This is a genomic window from Streptomyces sp. NBC_01092 (genome assembly GCF_045039535.1).
Taxonomy (GTDB): domain Bacteria; phylum Actinomycetota; class Actinomycetes; order Streptomycetales; family Streptomycetaceae; genus Streptomyces.
Genome location: NZ_CP108659.1, coordinates 8331124 through 8347129, shown reverse-complemented (window position 1 = coordinate 8347129; position 16006 = coordinate 8331124). Strand labels below are relative to the sequence as shown.

Below are 16006 nucleotides of genomic sequence, written 5' to 3'. Positions count from 1 at the left end.
CAACGCCGTGTCCCTGCTCCTCGCGCTGCTGGTCGCTCTCGCGGCCTGCCTCGTCCCGCCGGGCTCCCCCGCCCAGGCCGCCGTCCCCGACTCCCCCGCCGTGACCTACACCAACCCGATCGCGGAGAAGCGGGCCGACCCGCACATCTTCAAACACACCGACGGCTACTACTACTTCACCGCGACCGTCCCCGAGTACGACCGCATCGTGCTGCGCCGGGCGACCACCATCCAGGGCCTGTCCACGGCCCAGGAGGTCACCATCTGGACCAAGCACGCCGACGGGGTCATGGGCGCGCACATCTGGGCGCCGGAGATCCACTTCATCGACGGCAAGTGGTACGTCTACTTCGCCGCCGGCGCCACGGGCGACGTGTGGGCGATCCGGATGTACGTCCTGGAGGGCACCGGCGCCAACCCGCTGACCGCCACCTGGACGGAGAAGGGCCAGATCAGGACCCAGTGGGAGAGCTTCTCCCTGGACGCCACGACGTTCGTCGTGGGCGGCGTGCGCTACCTCGCCTGGGCCCAGCGCGACCCGTCCGTGAACAACAACACGGACCTCTACCTCGCCAGGATGGCCAACCCCTGGACCATCACCGGCACTCCGGTGATGCTGTCGCGGCCCACCTACTCCTGGGAGACCGTCGGCTACAAGGTCAACGAGGGCCCGGCGGTGATCCAGCACGGCGGCAAGGTCTTCATGTCGTACTCGGCGAGCGCCACCGACAGCAACTACTGCCTGGGGCTGCTGTCCGCCCCGGCGAGCGCCGACCTGCTCAACGCGGCGAACTGGAGCAAGAGTTCCACGCCGGTGTTCACCAGCAACGCCGCCACCAGCCAGTACGGGCCGGGCCACAACTCCTTCACCGTCTCCGAAGACGGCAAGAGCGACGTCCTCGTCTACCACGACCGCAGCTACAAGGACATCACCGGCGACCCCCTCAACGACCCCAACCGCCGCACCCGCGTCCAGAAGCTGTACTGGAAGGCCGACGGCACCCCCGACTTCGGCATCCCGGTGGCCGACGGCGTCACCCCGCAGCGCTTCTCGTCGTACAACTTCGCCGACCGCTTCATCCGGCACTGGGAGTACCGGGCACGGATCGAGGCCGGTGTCTCCCCGCTCGCGGACTCACAGTTCCGCGTGGTCACCGGCCTGGCCGGCAGCGGCACGGTGTCGCTGGAGTCGGCCAACCTCCCCGGCTACTACCTGCGGCACAAGAACTTCGAGGTGTGGCTGGAGAAGAACGACGGCACGACACAGTTCGCGTCCGACGCGAGCTTCTTCGAGCGGGCCGGGCTCGCCGACCCGGCGGGCGTCTCCTACGAGTCGTACAACTACGCCGGGCGCTACATCAGGCACTACGAATACCTGCTGCGGGTCCAGACGCCGAGCACGGCGACGGATCGGGCGGACGCCACGTTCCACGCCCAGTAAGACCACGGGAAGACGCAGGTCAGACACAGGTCAGGCGCTATGAACACCGACTATACATGGCGAGTATACTCGCCATGTATAGTCGCGATATGTCTTTTCCGATCAAGAAGATGAAAAAATCGTGGGCCTGGTTGTGTGCCGCCGCCGTCCTGGTGGTGGCCGCTTCCTTGGTGGCCTTCCAGCAGTACATGCACATGGACACCACCTCCCCCAGCGACGCCCGGGCCCAGGCCACGTCCACCGCCAAGGCCGGCCTCGGCGGCGTCGACTGCCGCGAGGCCAAGTGCGTCGCGCTGACCTTCGACGCCGGGCCCAGCGAGCACTCCGCGCGACTGCTCGACATCCTCAAGGAGGAGAAGGTCCCGGCCACCTTTTTCCTGCTCGGCAAGCGGCACATCGAGAAGTACCCGGAACTGGTCGAGCGGATGGCCGACGAGGGCCATGAGGTGGCCAACCACACCTGGGACCACAAGAGACTCACGGAGCTGGAGCCCGACGAGATACGCGAGGAGATAGAGCGGCCCAACAAGGCGATAGAGCGCATCATCGGGCGGCGCCCCACACTGATGCGCCCGCCGCAGGGCCGGACGAACGACACGGTGCACGACATCTGCCGCGAGCTGGGGATGTCCGAGGTCCTGTGGAGCGTGACGGCCAAGGACTACACGACCAATGACTCCAAGCTCATAGAGCAGCGCGTCCTCGATCAGACCGAACGGGACGGAATCATCCTGCTGCACGACATCTACGACGGAACCGTGCCGGCGGTGCCCGGGATCATCGACACGCTCAAGGAGCGGGGGTTCGTCTTCGTGACCGTGCCGCAGCTGCTCGCGCCGGGGAAGGCCGAGCCGGGGACGGTGTACCGGTGAGCCGTCTCACCAGGTGAAGTGGAGGCGGTACGGGGAACGGTGGATCATCGTCGGACGCATCTCGACCGGATTCTCCTCGGCCAGTCGCAGGCCCGGCAGGTGCTGGGTCAACTCCTGGATGGTGAGCCGGAGTTGTTCACGGGCGAGCTGCGCGCCGGGGCACCCGTGCGCACCGAGGCCGAAGGCCAGGTGACGGACCGGGGCGCGGGTGATGTCGAACGTGTCGGGTTCCGGGTGCCGGGCGGGGTCCCGGTTGGCGCCGCCGAAGGCCACGAACAGCGTTGCCCCGGCGGGGAGTTCGGTACCGGCGAGGGTGACCGGCCGGGTCGTGAGCCGGCGGAAGCCCTGGAGGGCGGTGTCGTGCCGGGCGGCCTCCTCGACCGCCGCCGGGATCCTGTCGCGCTCGGCGCACAGCAGCTCCCACTGGGCGCGATGCCGGAGCAGGTGCAGGACCGTCGTACCGATCAGGGCCGTGGTGGTCAGATGTCCCGCGAGCAGCAGGTTCTGGAGGTGGCCGACCGCCTCGTGCCGCTGCTCCAGCGTGAGTTCGCCGTCGGTGACCGATGCCACGATCTCCGAGGCCAGGTCCTCGCGGGGACGGGCGTGCCGCTCCCGTACGTACCGGTCCAGGACGTGCTGCATCGCGACCACGTCCTCGGCGGCGGCGATCTGCTCGGCCTGAGCCAGGGGCCGGAACAGCAACTCCTCGGCACGGTGTCCGCCGTGCACCACGGCCGGTACGTCGGCGGGGTCGAGTCCGACGATCCTGCCGATGACGTCGCCGGGGAGGCGCCGGGCGTAGGCGGACATCAGCTCGACCCGGCCGTCCTTGACGAAGGAGTCGACCAGGACCGCCGTCCGTTCGGCGACGTACGGCAGGACGGCGGCGACCCGGGCCGGGGACAGCCCGCGGACGATGGGCGCGCGCAACTGCTGGTGCACGGCGCCATCGGTGGTGACGACGACGGGCCGCCCGCCGAATCCGCCGCCGAGGACGGCGAGCGCGGCGGGAACCGGCAGCACGTCCGGCCGCAGGCTGTTCACCGACGAGAAGTCCTCGGGGCGGCGCAGCACTTCGCGCACGTCGGCGTCCCGGGCGACCAGCCAGGCATCGAGCTCGGGCACATGGACGAGCCCGTCCGCGCGACGGGCTCGCTCGTAGTGCGGATACGGATCGCGCTGCAACTCGTCGAGCACGTCGTGCGGTTGACGGTCCACGGGACGCCCCCCCGAGTGCGGTCCGGGTCGCGCTCATCGTGCCGTACGGGTGTACGGGGGCGATAGACGGCGTGCTTCGGCCGAGCGCCGGTCAGAAGACGACCGACCAGCCTTCCCGGCCGGCCTGCTCGGCGGTGTAGGACACGCCGTCGACCTTGATCAGCCGGGCGTCGAGGAGGCTGATCTCACCGCCGTGGTTGCCCAGTTGCGCGCCGTCGCCGCCGAGCGCGACGGTGCGGCCGGCGCCGGCCGCGAGCGGGCCGGGCGGCACGTCGGAGCGCCGGCCCAGCCGGTCCTGGAGCTGCCAGCCGGTCAGGTCGACGGGGTCGGGCGAGGCGTTCAGGAGGGTCACGGTCTCGGCCTCGGGGGCGGGGCCGCGCGGGTTGACGAGCGCGGCGACGATACGGACGGGCCGGGTGCCGGGCACAGGGCGCGAACCGTCGACGTCCTCGATGGTGTGGCCGGTGGCGTCGTCCGTCTTCCAGGACTGGCTCTGGAAGGCGAGGAAGACGGCGACCCAGCGGGACTGTGCCGGGAAGTGGATCAGCAGTCCGCCGTCCTGCCAGACACCGTCGTCGCCGCGGAAGCGGCCGCTGTTGCCCTGGTTCATATGGATGTCGTGGACGCCGTTGCCGGGCAGGAAGCCGAAGATCTTGTCCTTGACCCTGGCCTCGGGCCCCCAGCGCTCGCCGAACAGATACACGCGGGCCTGCGCGTCGGTGACCGCGCGGCGCACGGAGTGGTCGAGGAGGTCGGCGAGGTCGTTGTCGGGGCCTTCGAGGTCCGGGGGCAGCTTGCGCATCAGGGCCGGGTCGAAGAGGTTGCCGCGCACGAAGTCGAGGTTCGGGCCGCCGGGGCCGGGCGGCAGGGTGTTCCAGCCGCTCGTCAGTCCCTCCAGACGGGCCGTGATCGGGTGCCGGAAGTCCTCGCTGACGAAGTAGAGCAGCTCGGAGGGCTGCTGCGCGGACAGGACGTTGACGGCGGCGCGGTAGTCGGTGCCGTGGTCGTCGGTGATGTGGATCTGGTAGTGCGGCGAATCGCTGCCGCCCTCGCGCCGGGTGTCGACGGCTCGTCCGATCAGTACGCCGTAGGTCTTCAGCGGCATGACGATCAACTCCCCCTGGCGGCGGGCGGATTGCCCGCTCTTGGGGGGAAGCGTACGGGGTGGGCGGGGCGGCCGAAGGGGAGTTCACCTCACGTACGCCTCCCCGCCGACAGCCGGCTGGACCGCCTGCACGACCCGTATACGACCGGGCTGTGACCAGCCCTGATCCCACAGAACCGTTCCGTAGGATCACCCCGTGGCGAACTTCCTCCTCGAACGTACGGTTCCACTGCCCCTGACCGAGGCGTGGCGCCGCCTGACGGAGTGGCCCCGCCACGCCGAGGTCGTCCCCCTGACCCGCATCCGCGTCACGACGCCCGCGCCGACCCGCGAGGGCACCGTCTTCGTCGCCCGCTCCGGCCTCGGCCCCCTCTCCTTCGACGACCCGATGGAGGTGACGGTGTGGCAGCCCCCGGGCGACGACGACTCACCGGGCCTGTGCCGGTTGGACAAGCGCGGCCGCGTCATGACGGGCTGGGCCGAGATCGAGGTACGGCCCGGTCCGGGCGGGCGTGCCCGAGTGGTGTGGCGGGAGGAGCTTCGGGTGCGGTTCGTGCCGGGGGCCCTGGACGGGGTGGTGGAGCGGGTGGCTCGGTACGTGTTCGGGCGGGCCATGAACCGATTGCTACGCAGGTCATGACACCGGTGGATGTCAGTGCCCGCTCGTAGGGTTGCGGCGATCTCACGGATCCCGCAGGGGGAGGGCGATGTCATGGGTGCCGGCGGCTGGGAGTACGTCACCGCGTACAAGGGCAGTGTCGAGGAGTCTCTGGCCGCACTGCACGAGCAGGTGTTCGCGGAGCGCTACGGCGACGACGAGTACGGGTCGATCGAGGAACTGTGGGCGGACGAGGAGTTCATGGGTGAGGAGGGCACCCATTCCATCCTCGACATCCAGCGGGTCGTGCACACGACGGCCGCGCCGTCGGAGCGGGCCATCGAGGACTACGGGACCCTGCGTCCCCTGCCGACCGGCCGGATCGCGCACCACTTCGGCGGCAACAGGCCGACGCCCGAACCGATTCCAGGAACTGCTCGACGAGTCCTACGAGGCCATGCGCCGTCGCCCGCCGCACGATCAGGGGCAGACGCTCATCAAGGAGTGCCGGATGCGGTGGACCGGTGTGTTCGTGGTCCTGTACACCGACGAAGAGCCGAGCCACGTAGGGATCTTCGGATACTCGGGCGACTGAGCGGGCGACAACGCGGAAGCGGGGCAAGGGACATGACACCGAACGAGGTCGAGGCACCCACCGCCGACCAGGTCGAGGCGCTGGCGGTGGACGGGATGCGGTGGCTGCTGGCCGTCGCGCGGGACACCGGCGGCGACGGCGGACTCGGCTGGCCCGTCAAGCCCTCCGACGACGAGATCGACCCCATGCTCTACAACGGCACCGCCGGAGTCGTCCCCGTCCTCCTCGAAGCCTGGCGGCACTTCGGCGACGACTCCTACGCGGACGCGGCCCAGTGCGCGGCCCGCGCACTGGCGGCATCCGTCGAGAGCCGGGAGGACGACTCCCTCTACTTCGGCCGCACCGGAATCGCCCTCGCGCTGCGTGCCGTTCACGACGAGCTGGGCGACCCGGCCGCCGGGGCCGCCGCCGACCGGGCCCTGGAGCTGGTGCGGGCGGGCTTCGACGGCGAGCGTTGGGGCGAGCTGTACGAGCTGATGGGCGGCAACGCGGGGATCGGCCTCGGAGCCCTGTCGGCCGGGGCGCAGGACCTCGCCGTGCGTGCGGTGGAGCCGTATGCCCGTACGGCCGAGCGGACCGCGGCAGGCGTGCAGTGGCAGCATCGACCCCACGTGACCGGGCGCATGCACCACATCTCGCACGGCACCCTCGGCATCGTGTACGGGCTGGCCACGGTCGGCCGTGCGACGGGCCGCACCGACCTGGTCGAACTGGCCCTCGCCGGCGCGGCGGACGTCGTGTCCCGCGACGAAGCCGGTCCCGACGGCTTCCTGGTCCCCCACTCCGACCCTCGGCACGGCGGTGAGAAGACCGCACGCCACAACTACGGCTGGTGCCACGGCCCCACCGGCGACGCCCAGGTCTTCCGTCTGCTGCGGAACCTGACCTCCGACCCCGCCTGGCCGTCCCTCGCCAACCGCTGCTGGCACACCGTCACGCACTCGGGCCTGCCGAGCCGGCTGCACCCCGGGTTCTGGGACAACAACGGCCGCTGCTGCGGCACGGCGGGCGTCCTGGCCCTCGCCTGCGACCGGATCGCCGAGCAGGGCGACTCCCCCGACTTTGCCCGGATCCTCGTCGCCGACCTCGCCGCCCACGCCACCCGCGACGCCGACGGCGCCCGCTGGTCCAACGTGGAGCACCGGGCCGACCCGAGCGACTTGGAACCGCAGACCGGGTGGGCGATGGGCAACGCGGGGATCGTGCGCGAACTGCTGCGCTTCGTCCGGATCAGCCGGGGCGGCGACCCGGCCTACGCCTTCGCCTGGCCCGACCAGCCCGCGCCGAGCGCTCAGGCCACCGACCCGATCCGCCCCGCCGGCGAGGGCGTGGACGTCACGTCGTGATGGATCGGCGTGTGCGCGCCGGTCAGTGAGACCCCGCTGCCGCCGCGCCGGACCGCGACGATCTCCGAGGCGATCGACAGCGCGGTCTCCTCGGGCGTACGGGCGCCCAGGTCCAGGCCGATCGGGGAGCGGAGCCGGGCCAGCTCCAGTTCGGTGACGCCGACTTCCTGGAGCCGCTCGTTGCGGTCGAGGTGCGTAGCCCGCGAGCCCATCGCGCCCACGTACGCCACCGGCAGCCGCAGCGCCAGCTGGAGCAGCGGGACGTCGAACTTCGCGTCGTGGGTGAGCACGCACAGGACCGTCCGGGCGTCCACCTCGGTGCGCTCCAGGTACTTGTGCGGCCACTCCACGACGATTTCGTCGGCCTCCGGGAAGCGGGCCCTGGTCGCGAAGACCGGGCGGGCGTCGCACAGGGTCACGCGGTAGTTGAGGAACTTGCCGATCCGCACCAGCGCCGACGCGAAGTCGATCGCGCCGAAGACGATCATCCGGGGGGCAGGGACGGAGGTCTCGATCAGGACCGTGAGCGGGGCGCCGCAGCGCGAGCCCTGTTCGCCGATCTCCAGCGTGCCCGTGCGGCCCGCGTCCAGGAACGCGCCCGCCTCGGCCGCGACCGTGCGGTCCAGTTCGGGGTGGGCGCCGTAGCCGCCGTCGTACGTGCCGTCGGGGCGGACCAGCAGCGCGCGGCCCATCAGGTCGGCGGGGCCCGACACGATCCGGGCCATCGCCGCCGCCTCCCTGCTCGCGGCCGCCCGCAGCGCGGTCGCGAGCACGGGGCGGGCCTGGTCCGTGGCACGTACCGGCGTGACCAGGATGTCGATGACGCCCCCGCACGTCAGACCGACCGCGAAGGCGTCCTCGTCGCTGTAGCCGAAGCGCTCCAGGACCGTTTCGCCGTCCTTGAGCGCCTGTTGGCACAGTTCGTAGACCGCGCCCTCCACACAACCGCCGGAGACCGAGCCGATGGCCGTGCCGTCGGCGTCCACCGCGAGCGCGGCGCCGGGCAGGCGGGGTGCGCTGCCGCCGACGGCCACCACGGTGGCCACGGCGAAGTCGCGCCCCTGCTCGACCCACCGGTGCAGCTCTTCGGCGATGTCCAGCATCTGTCGGTCTCCTTCACAGCGTTGTGTGGAGGGCGATTCAACCAGTCTCTAATGCACGCCCATCCAGCCCTCAATGGGATTGAGGGCGAAATAGACGATGAAGATGCCTGTCAGGGCCCACATGAATGCCCCGATCTCCCGCGCCTTGCCCTGGGCGATCTTGATGGCGACGTACGAGATGACGCCGGCCGCGACACCGGCCGTGATCGAGTACGTGAACGGCATGATCACGACGGTGAGGAACACCGGGATCGCGGTGGCCCGGTCGGCCCAGTCCACGTGCCGCGCGTTCATCATCATCATGGCGCCGATCACCACGAGGGCGGCGGCCGCGACCTCGCCCGGCACGATCGCGGTGAGCGGGGTGAAGAAGAGACAGGCCGCGAAGAACAGACCGGTGACGACCGAGGAGAGACCCGTACGGGCACCCTCGCCGACACCCGTCGCCGACTCGACGAACACCGTCTGCCCGGACGCGCCGGCCACACCGCCGATCGCACCGCCGGCGCCGTCGATGAACAGCGCCTTGGACAGGCCCGGCATCCGGCCCTTGTCGTCGGCGAGCTTGGCCTCGGTGCCGACGCCGATGATGGTGGCCATCGCGTCGAAGAACCCGGCGAGCACGAGCGTGAAGACGATCATGCCGACGGTCATCGCGCCGACCTCGCCCCAGCCGCCGAACTCGACGTTGCCGAAGATCGAGAAGTCCGGCATGGACACCGCGCTGCCGTGCAGTTCGGGAGCGCCGCCGGCCCACTGCTTGGGGTTGATCACGTCGAAGGCGTTGAGGACGAGGGCGAGCACGGTGCCGCCGACGATGCCGATCAGGATCGCGCCGGGTACGCCGCGCGCCTGGAGCATGAAGATCGCGAGCAGAGTGATCGCGAAGAGCAGGACCGGCCAGCCGGCCAGCTCGCCGGTCGGGCCGAGGCTGAGCGGGGTCGCCTTGCCCTGGTGCACGAAGCCGGCCTTCACCAGGCCGATCAGGGCGATGAACAGGCCGATGCCCATGGTGATCGCGTGCTTCAGCGCGAGCGGGATGGCGTTCATGATCATCTCGCGCAGGCCGGTGACGACCAGCAGCATGATGATCACGCCGTACATCACACACATCCCCATGGCCTGCGGCCAGGACATCTGCGGGGCGACCTGCGAGGCGAGCACGCCAGAGACGGAGAGGCCGGCGGCAAGGGCGAGCGGCACCTTGCCGAAGAAGCCCATCAGCAGCGTGGTGAAGGCCGCCGCGAACGCGGTCGCGGTGATGAGGGCCTTCTGCCCGAGGGTGTCACCTGCCGCGTCCTTGCCGGACAGGATCAGTGGGTTGAGCAGGAGGATGTACGCCATCGCCATGAAGGTGGTGACGCCGCCGCGCACCTCGCGCGCGACCGTGGATCCTCGGTGGGATATGTGGAAGTACCGGTCGAGCCACGACCGTCCAGCCGAGACGCGGGTGCCTTCTCCCGCGTCGTCGGCTGTGGTCGCCGGCTCAAGTGACTGCTGGGTCATGTGGGGCCTACTCCCAAGGTTCAAAGGGGCACCCGCGCGGCCGCCCTGACGGCTACGGGATTTGGGAAGGTGCTTTGGCCGCACGACCCGGGGGACGGCCCGAGACGAACGAACAGGATCTTTGGTGCTGGTAATTGCTGGGTTCCCGAGTGCCGTGAGCGGTACGGCAGCCGGAGTACTCCGGGCGGCGCGACGGAGTGTGTGACGTTCCCACACGCCGCCCGGAGGGTCTTTCGGGATTCCTTACGCCGTGCCGGTGAGGTGTTCCGGCCGTACAGGCGTTCGGTTGAGCTCCAGCCCGGTCGCGTTCCGGATCGCCGCGAGGACGGCCGGGGTCGACGACAGGGTGGGTGCCTCGCCGGCGCCCCGCAGCCCGTACGGGGCGTGGTCGTCAGCGAGTTCGAGCACATCGACGGGGATGATCGGCGTGTCGAGAATCGTGGGGAGCAGGTAGTCCGTGAAGGACGGGTTCCTGACCTTCGCGGTCTTGGGATCGACGATGATCTCCTCCATCACCGCGACGCCCATGCCCTGCAGCGTGCCGCCCTGGATCTGCCCCAGGACCGACAGCGGGTTGAGCGCCTTGCCGACGTCCTGGGCGCAGGCCAGCTCGATCACCTTCACCAGGCCGAGCTCGGTGTCGACCTCGACGACGGCGCGGTGCGCGGCGAAGGAGTACTGGACGTGCCCGTTGCCCTGGCCGGTGCGCAGGTCGAAGGCCTCGGTCGGACGGTGCCGCCACTCGGCCTCGATCTCGACGGCCTCGCCTTCGAGGACGTCCACCAGATCGGCGAGCACTTCGCCGGCGTCGGTGACGACCTTGCCGCCCTCCAGGAGCAGCTCGGCGGTGGCCCAGGCGGGGTGGTAGGAGCCGAACTTGCGGCGCCCGATCTCCAGGACCTTGTCGCGGACCAGCTCGCAGGAGTTCTTGACGGCGCCGCCGGTGACGTACGTCTGCCGGGAGGCCGAGGTCGAACCGGCGCTGCCCACCTGCGTGTCCGCGGGGCGGATCGTCACCTGCGTGACGCCGAGCTCGGTGCGGGCGATCTGCGCGTGGACGGTGACGCCGCCCTGGCCGACCTCCGCCATGGCGGTGTGCACGGTGGCCACCGGCTCACCGCCGACGACCTCCATGCGCACCTTGGCCGTCGAGTAGTCGTCGAAGCCCTCGGAGAAGCCGACGTTCTTGATGCCGACCGCGTAGCCGACGCCGCGTACGACGCCTTCACCGTGGGTGGTGTTGGACAGACCGCCGGGCAGCTGCCGTACGTCGGCGCCCTCGCTGGACTCCCACTGGCGCTCCGGCGGCATCGGCATCGCCTTGACACGGCGCAGGAGTTCGGCGACCGGCGCCGGGGAGTCGACCGGCTGCCCGGTCGGCATGAGCGTGCCCTGCTCCATGGCGTTCAGCTGCCGGAACGCGACCGGGTCCATGCCGAGTTCCCTGGCCACCTTGTCCATCTGCGCCTCGTAGGCGAAGCACGCCTGGACCGCGCCGAAGCCGCGCATGGCGCCGCAGGGCGGGTTGTTGGTGTAGAGGGCGATGGCCTCGATGTCGACGTCCTCGACGACGTACGGGCCGACGCTGAGCGAGGAGGCGTTGCCGACGACCGCCGGGGAGGCGGAGGCGTACGCGCCGCCGTCCAGCACGATCCGGCACTTCACGTGGGTGAGCTTGCCGTCCTTCGTGGCCCCGTGCTCGTAGTGGAGCTTGGCCGGGTGGCGGTGGACGTGCCCGAAGAAGGACTCGAAGCGGTTGTAGACGATCTTGACCGGCTTGCCGGTGCGCATCGCCAGCAGGCAGGCGTGGATCTGCATCGACAGGTCCTCGCGGCCGCCGAAGGCACCGCCGACGCCGGACAGCGTCATGCGGACCTTGCGCTCGGGCAGGCCGAGGACCGGGGCGATCTGCCTCAGGTCGCTGTGCAGCCACTGGGTGGCGATGTAGAGGTGGACGCCGCCGTCCTCGTCCGGCACGGCGAGGCCGGACTCCGGGCCGAGGAAGGCCTGGTCCTGCATGCCGAAGGTGTACTCGCCCCTGACGACGACGTCGGCCCGCTCAGCGGCCGCCGCGGCGTCACCGCGCAGGATCGGCTGGCGGTGCACGATGTTCGGGTGCGGGACGTGACCGCTGTGGTGGTCGTCGCGGCCCTCGTGGATGAGGATCGCGTCCGGCGCGGTCGCGGAGGCCTCGTCGGTGATGACGGGCAGCTCGCGGTACTCGACCTTGATCTTGGCGGCGGCACGGCGGGCCGTCTCCGGGTGGTCGGCGGCGACGATGGCGACCGGCTCGCCGTGGTGGCGTACCTTGCCGTGCGCGAGGACCGGGGTGTCCTGGATCTCCAGGCCGTAGTTCTTCACGTCGGTCGGCAGGTCGTCGTACGTCATGACGGCGTACACACCCGCCGTCGCCAGGGCTTCGCCCGTGTCGATGGACACGATCTCGGCGTGCGCGACGGTGGACCGGAGGATCTGCCCCCAGAGCATGTCCTCGTGCCACATGTCGGACGAGTACGCGAACTCGCCGGTGACCTTGAGGGTGCCGTCGGGGCGGAGCGTGGACTCACCGACGCCGCCCTTGGTCCGGGAACCCTGGGTGATCTTCGTAGGAGCGCCGGCGGGGGTACCACCCTGCTTGATCCTGGTTGCGTGCTCGGGGGAGGGCATGCTGCTCAGACCGCCTCTCCCTGCCGGGCGGCCGCGAGGCGGACCGCGTCCATGATCTTTTCGTAGCCCGTACAGCGGCACAGGTTGCCCGACAGGGCCTCACGGATGTCCGCGTCGCTCGGGTTCGGGTTGTTCTCCAGCATCTCGTCGGCGGCGACCAGCAGACCCGGGGTGCAGAACCCGCACTGGACGGCGCCGGCGTCGATGAACGCCTGCTGGATCGCGGAGAGTTCGGTGCCCTCACCGGTCTGCGAGTCCTGCCCCTTGGCCGCCCATGCCTGGGCGTCCTGGAGCGAGGTACCGCAGGCGCCGGTGGCGCACCCGCCGTGCTCCGCGCGCTGCTTGGCGTAGTCCGCGAGCCCCTCGACGGTCACGACCTCGCGGCCCTCGACCTGCCCGGCGGCGACGAGACACGAACAGACGGACACGCCGTCGAGCCGGACCGTGCAGGACCCGCACTCGCCCTGCTCACAGGCGTTCTTGGAGCCGGGAAGACCCATCCGCTCCCGCAGCACGTACAGCAGGGACTCGCCCTCCCACACGTCGTCGGCTTCCTGCGGACGTCCGTTGACAGTGAAGTTGACACGCATCACGCGGCTCCTTCAGTGAGGCGGCGCTCGCCGCGGTACGACTCCCAGGTCCAGGTGAGCGTCCGGCGGGCCATGACGCCGACCGCGTGCCGGCGGTAGCTCGCCGTGCCCCGGACGTCGTCGATCGGGTTGCAGGCGCCGGAGCACAGATCCGCGAACTGCTTGGCGACCGACGGGGTGACGATCTTGCCGTTGTCCCAGAAGCCGCCCTCTTCGAGTGCCGCGTTCAGGAACTCCTCGGCGGCCTTGGCCCGCACGGGTGTGGGCGCGGCCGAGCCGATGCCGGTCCGCACGGTCCGCGTCCCGGGGTGCAGCGCGAGCCCGAAGGCGCACACCGCGATGACCATGGCGTTCCTGGTCCCCACCTTGGAGAACTGCTGCGGCCCGTCGGCCTTCTCGATGTGCACGGCCCGGATGAGCTCGTCGGCGGCGAGCGCGTTGCGCTTCACGCCGGTGTAGAACGCGTCGATCGGGATGCGGCGGCTGCCGCGCACCGACTCGACCTCGACCTCGGCGCCGGCCGCCAGGAGGGCGGGGTGCGCGTCGCCGGCCGGGGAGGCGGTGCCGAGGTTGCCGCCGACGCCGCCACGGTTGCGGATCTGCGGGGAGGCGACCGTGTGCGACGCGAGGGCGAGACCCGGCAGCTCTGCGCGCAGGTGCTCCATGATCTTGGTGTAGGGCACCGAGGCACCCAGTCGCACGCTCTCCTCGCCGACCTCCCACTCTTCGAGGTCGGAGATGCGGTTGAGATCGAGGAGGTACTCGGGCCGGCGGTGGTCGAAGTTGATCTCGACCATCACATCGGTGCCACCCGCAATCGGCACAGCGGTGGGGTGCTCGGCCTTCGCGGCGAGCGCCTCCTCCCAGCTGGCGGGGCGAAGGAAGTCCATGACCGGCTCTCTTCCTCGTCTCATGGGGGTCGTACGGTTTGAGCCAGATCAGGTCCGGCGAACCCGGCTCGTTCACGTGCTGTTAACGCGCATTGACGTCAGTACACAGCGCCGTACTCCACCAGGGTCAGTCACGGAAACCATGAAGGAGTTGGCTGGCCAGGGTGGTCATCTTGTAGATTCGTATGAACAGAGGTCACCAGAAACCTCCACGTCTTTCTCCGGAAACAACCGGCACGGCCCTGTGACCTGGGACACCGTCCGAAAGACGACGAGCACCGCCGCCCGGCGCCGCTCATCGGCCCGCCGTACGGGCCGCACCGACAGACCCTTCACGATTCATCGTAGGTTTCGAGACAAAGAACGGCGGCGACGAGAATGCGGCTGCGCGCACTGCTGGACACGGACGCGCTGGGCCTCAAGCTGCTCGGCGGCGAGGACGAGCTGGATCGCACCGTGCGCGGCGTGATGACCACCGACCTCAGGGACCCCAGCCGCTACCTCTCCGGCGGTGAGCTGGTGCTCACCGGGCTGGCGTGGCGTCGCGACGCGGCGGACTCCGACCCTTTCGTGCACCTTCTGGTGCAGGCCGGCGTGGTGGCCCTGGCGGCCGGTGAGGCCGAGCTCGGCGACATACCCGACGACCTGGTGGTGGCCTGCGCCCGCCACCGCCTCCCGCTCTTCGCCGTGCACGAGTCGGTGGCGTTCGCGACGGTCACCGAGCACGTCGTACGGCAGGTGAGCGGCGAGCGGGCCGGGGACCTCGCGGCCGTCGTCGACCGGCACCGCCGGATGATGACCTCGGGCCCGGCGGGCGGCGGCCCGGACGTGGTCCTGGACCTCCTCGGCTCGGACCTGGACCTGCGGGCGTGGGTGCTGTCGCCGACGGGCCGGCTCATAGCGGGTTCCGAGGTCGGGGGCCCCGCCCTGCCCGCCGAGCTGTGCGCGCGGCTGGCGGCGGAGCATCTGACGGCCGCCCGCACGGGCCGCCGCGGCCCGCACCGGATCACCCTGGGCGCCGCGACGTACTCCCTGTTCCCGATCCGCAGCAGCAGCCGCTCCGCGCCGGGCTCGCGGGACGTGCGCGAGACGCTGCTGTCGGACTGGCTGCTGGCCGTGGAGGCGGACGCGAGCGACTGGCCCGAGGAGCGGCTCGACCTCCTTCAGGGCGTCACCCAGCTCATCGCGGTCGAACGGGACCGCCGGGACGCGGCGCGCACGGTCCGCCGCCGTCTTGCGCAGGAGGTCCTCGAGCTGGTCCAGACGGGCGCGGCACCCGCGGAGATCGCCGCGCGCCTGAGGGTCGCGGCACCGGTCCTGCTGCCGGGTCTCGGGGCGGCCCCGCACTGGCAGGTGGTGGTCGCCCGGGCCGAGTGGGAGGACGGTGACATCGAGGCGGGCCCGATCGCGCAGTCCCTGCTGGAGGAGATCCTCGTGGACCCGCTCGCCACGGGCCCCGAACCCTCCGACCGCATCGCGGTGGCCCACACGGGCGACGAGGCCATCGCGCTGGTCCCCCTCCCCGCGGTCTCCTCGGAACACGACGGCTCGGAGACCGGCATCCTCGCCGACGCGCTCCTGGAGTCGGTGCGGGCCCCGCTCTCCGCGGGCCTGGACGGCGACGGCCGGGTCACGCTCGGCGTCAGCGCGGCGGTGCACTCGGCGGAGGGCCTGCGCGGCGCCCTGGAGGAGGCCCGCCATGCCCGCAGGGTGGCGGCGGCGCGCCCCGGGCGGGTCTGCGCGGCGGGCCACCAGGAGCTGGCCTCGCACGTTCTCCTCCTGCCCTTCGTCCCGGACGACGTACGACGGGCCTTCACCGCCCGCCTCCTCGACCCGCTGCGCGACTACGACCGCCGTCACCGCGCGGAGCTGATCCCGACGCTCGAAGCCTTCCTGGACTGCGACGGCTCGTGGACGCGCTGCGCGACCCGTCTTCACCTGCACGTCAACACACTGCGCTACCGAGTGGGGAGGATCGAGCAGTTGACGAGCCGGGACCTGTCCCGGCTGGAGGACAAGCTGGATTTCTTCTTGGCATTGCGCATGAGTTGACCTCATCCGGCCCGCCGCCGGGA

Annotated in this window: 12 protein-coding genes; 5 read left to right on the top strand and 7 right to left on the bottom strand. The window is 70.7% G+C overall.

What is annotated here, in order from left to right; all coding sequences use genetic code 11:
- Positions 1-13: 13 nt before the first annotated feature.
- Together OG254_RS37785 and OG254_RS37780 are read left to right on the top strand one after the other, a co-directional pair.
- A complete protein-coding gene (locus OG254_RS37785) occupies positions 14-1441 on the top strand; it encodes a family 43 glycosylhydrolase (RefSeq protein WP_405595422.1) in 1428 nt (475 codons plus the stop codon).
- 110 nt (positions 1442-1551) lie between these two features.
- Entirely contained in the window at positions 1552-2313 is a 762-nt protein-coding gene (locus tag OG254_RS37780; protein ID WP_405591091.1) for a polysaccharide deacetylase family protein, read from the top strand.
- Between the two features lie 6 nt (positions 2314-2319).
- On the opposite strand, the gene OG254_RS37775 is transcribed toward OG254_RS37780, so the two are convergent.
- Positions 2320-3531, bottom strand: a complete 1212-nt coding sequence (locus tag OG254_RS37775; protein ID WP_405591088.1) for a cytochrome P450 — start codon at positions 3529-3531, stop codon at positions 2320-2322.
- Between the two features lie 91 nt (positions 3532-3622).
- A complete protein-coding gene (locus OG254_RS37770) occupies positions 3623-4636 on the bottom strand; it encodes a DUF2278 family protein (RefSeq protein WP_405591085.1) in 1014 nt (337 codons plus the stop codon).
- 196 nt (positions 4637-4832) lie between these two features.
- On the opposite strand from OG254_RS37770, the gene OG254_RS37765 reads away from it, so the two are divergent.
- Both OG254_RS37765 and OG254_RS37760 read left to right on the top strand, forming a co-directional pair.
- On the top strand, positions 4833-5276 hold the full coding sequence (locus tag OG254_RS37765) for an SRPBCC family protein (RefSeq protein WP_405591083.1): 444 nt from the start codon (positions 4833-4835) through the stop codon (positions 5274-5276).
- Between the two features lie 72 nt (positions 5277-5348).
- On the top strand, positions 5349-7175 hold the full coding sequence (locus OG254_RS37760; protein WP_405591080.1) for a lanthionine synthetase LanC family protein: 1827 nt from the start codon (positions 5349-5351) through the stop codon (positions 7173-7175).
- Here the strand turns inward: OG254_RS37760 and OG254_RS37755 are convergent.
- The 5 genes from OG254_RS37755 to OG254_RS37735 form a co-directional block, all read right to left on the bottom strand.
- Complete coding sequence (locus tag OG254_RS37755; protein ID WP_405591077.1) at positions 7121-8278, bottom strand: XdhC family protein; 1158 nt, start codon at positions 8276-8278, stop codon at positions 7121-7123. The genes OG254_RS37760 and OG254_RS37755 overlap by 55 nt on opposite strands.
- Positions 8279-8326: 48 nt before the next feature.
- Positions 8327-9784: an NCS2 family permease gene (locus OG254_RS37750; RefSeq protein ID WP_405591074.1), complete on the bottom strand. Its 1458-nt coding sequence runs from the start codon at positions 9782-9784 to the stop codon at positions 8327-8329.
- 243 nt (positions 9785-10027) lie between these two features.
- Positions 10028-12451 carry a xanthine dehydrogenase family protein molybdopterin-binding subunit gene (locus OG254_RS37745; protein ID WP_405591072.1) on the bottom strand — a complete coding sequence of 808 codons (2424 nt, stop codon included), beginning with the start codon at positions 12449-12451 and terminating at the stop codon, positions 10028-10030.
- Positions 12452-12456: 5 nt separating this feature from the next.
- The gene (locus tag OG254_RS37740) at positions 12457-13041 is read right to left on the bottom strand and encodes a (2Fe-2S)-binding protein (protein ID WP_351200246.1); all 585 of its coding nucleotides are present in this window, start codon (positions 13039-13041) and stop codon (positions 12457-12459) included.
- The gene (locus tag OG254_RS37735) at positions 13041-13931 is read right to left on the bottom strand and encodes an FAD binding domain-containing protein (RefSeq protein WP_405591069.1); all 891 of its coding nucleotides are present in this window, start codon (positions 13929-13931) and stop codon (positions 13041-13043) included. The genes OG254_RS37740 and OG254_RS37735 overlap by 1 nt, the downstream gene beginning before the upstream one ends.
- A gap of 378 nt (positions 13932-14309) precedes the next feature.
- Here OG254_RS37735 and OG254_RS37730 point away from each other — a divergent pair, with 378 nt between their 5' ends.
- The gene (locus OG254_RS37730; RefSeq protein WP_405591067.1) at positions 14310-15983 is read left to right on the top strand and encodes a PucR family transcriptional regulator; all 1674 of its coding nucleotides are present in this window, start codon (positions 14310-14312) and stop codon (positions 15981-15983) included.
- Positions 15984-16006: the final 23 nt, after the last annotated feature.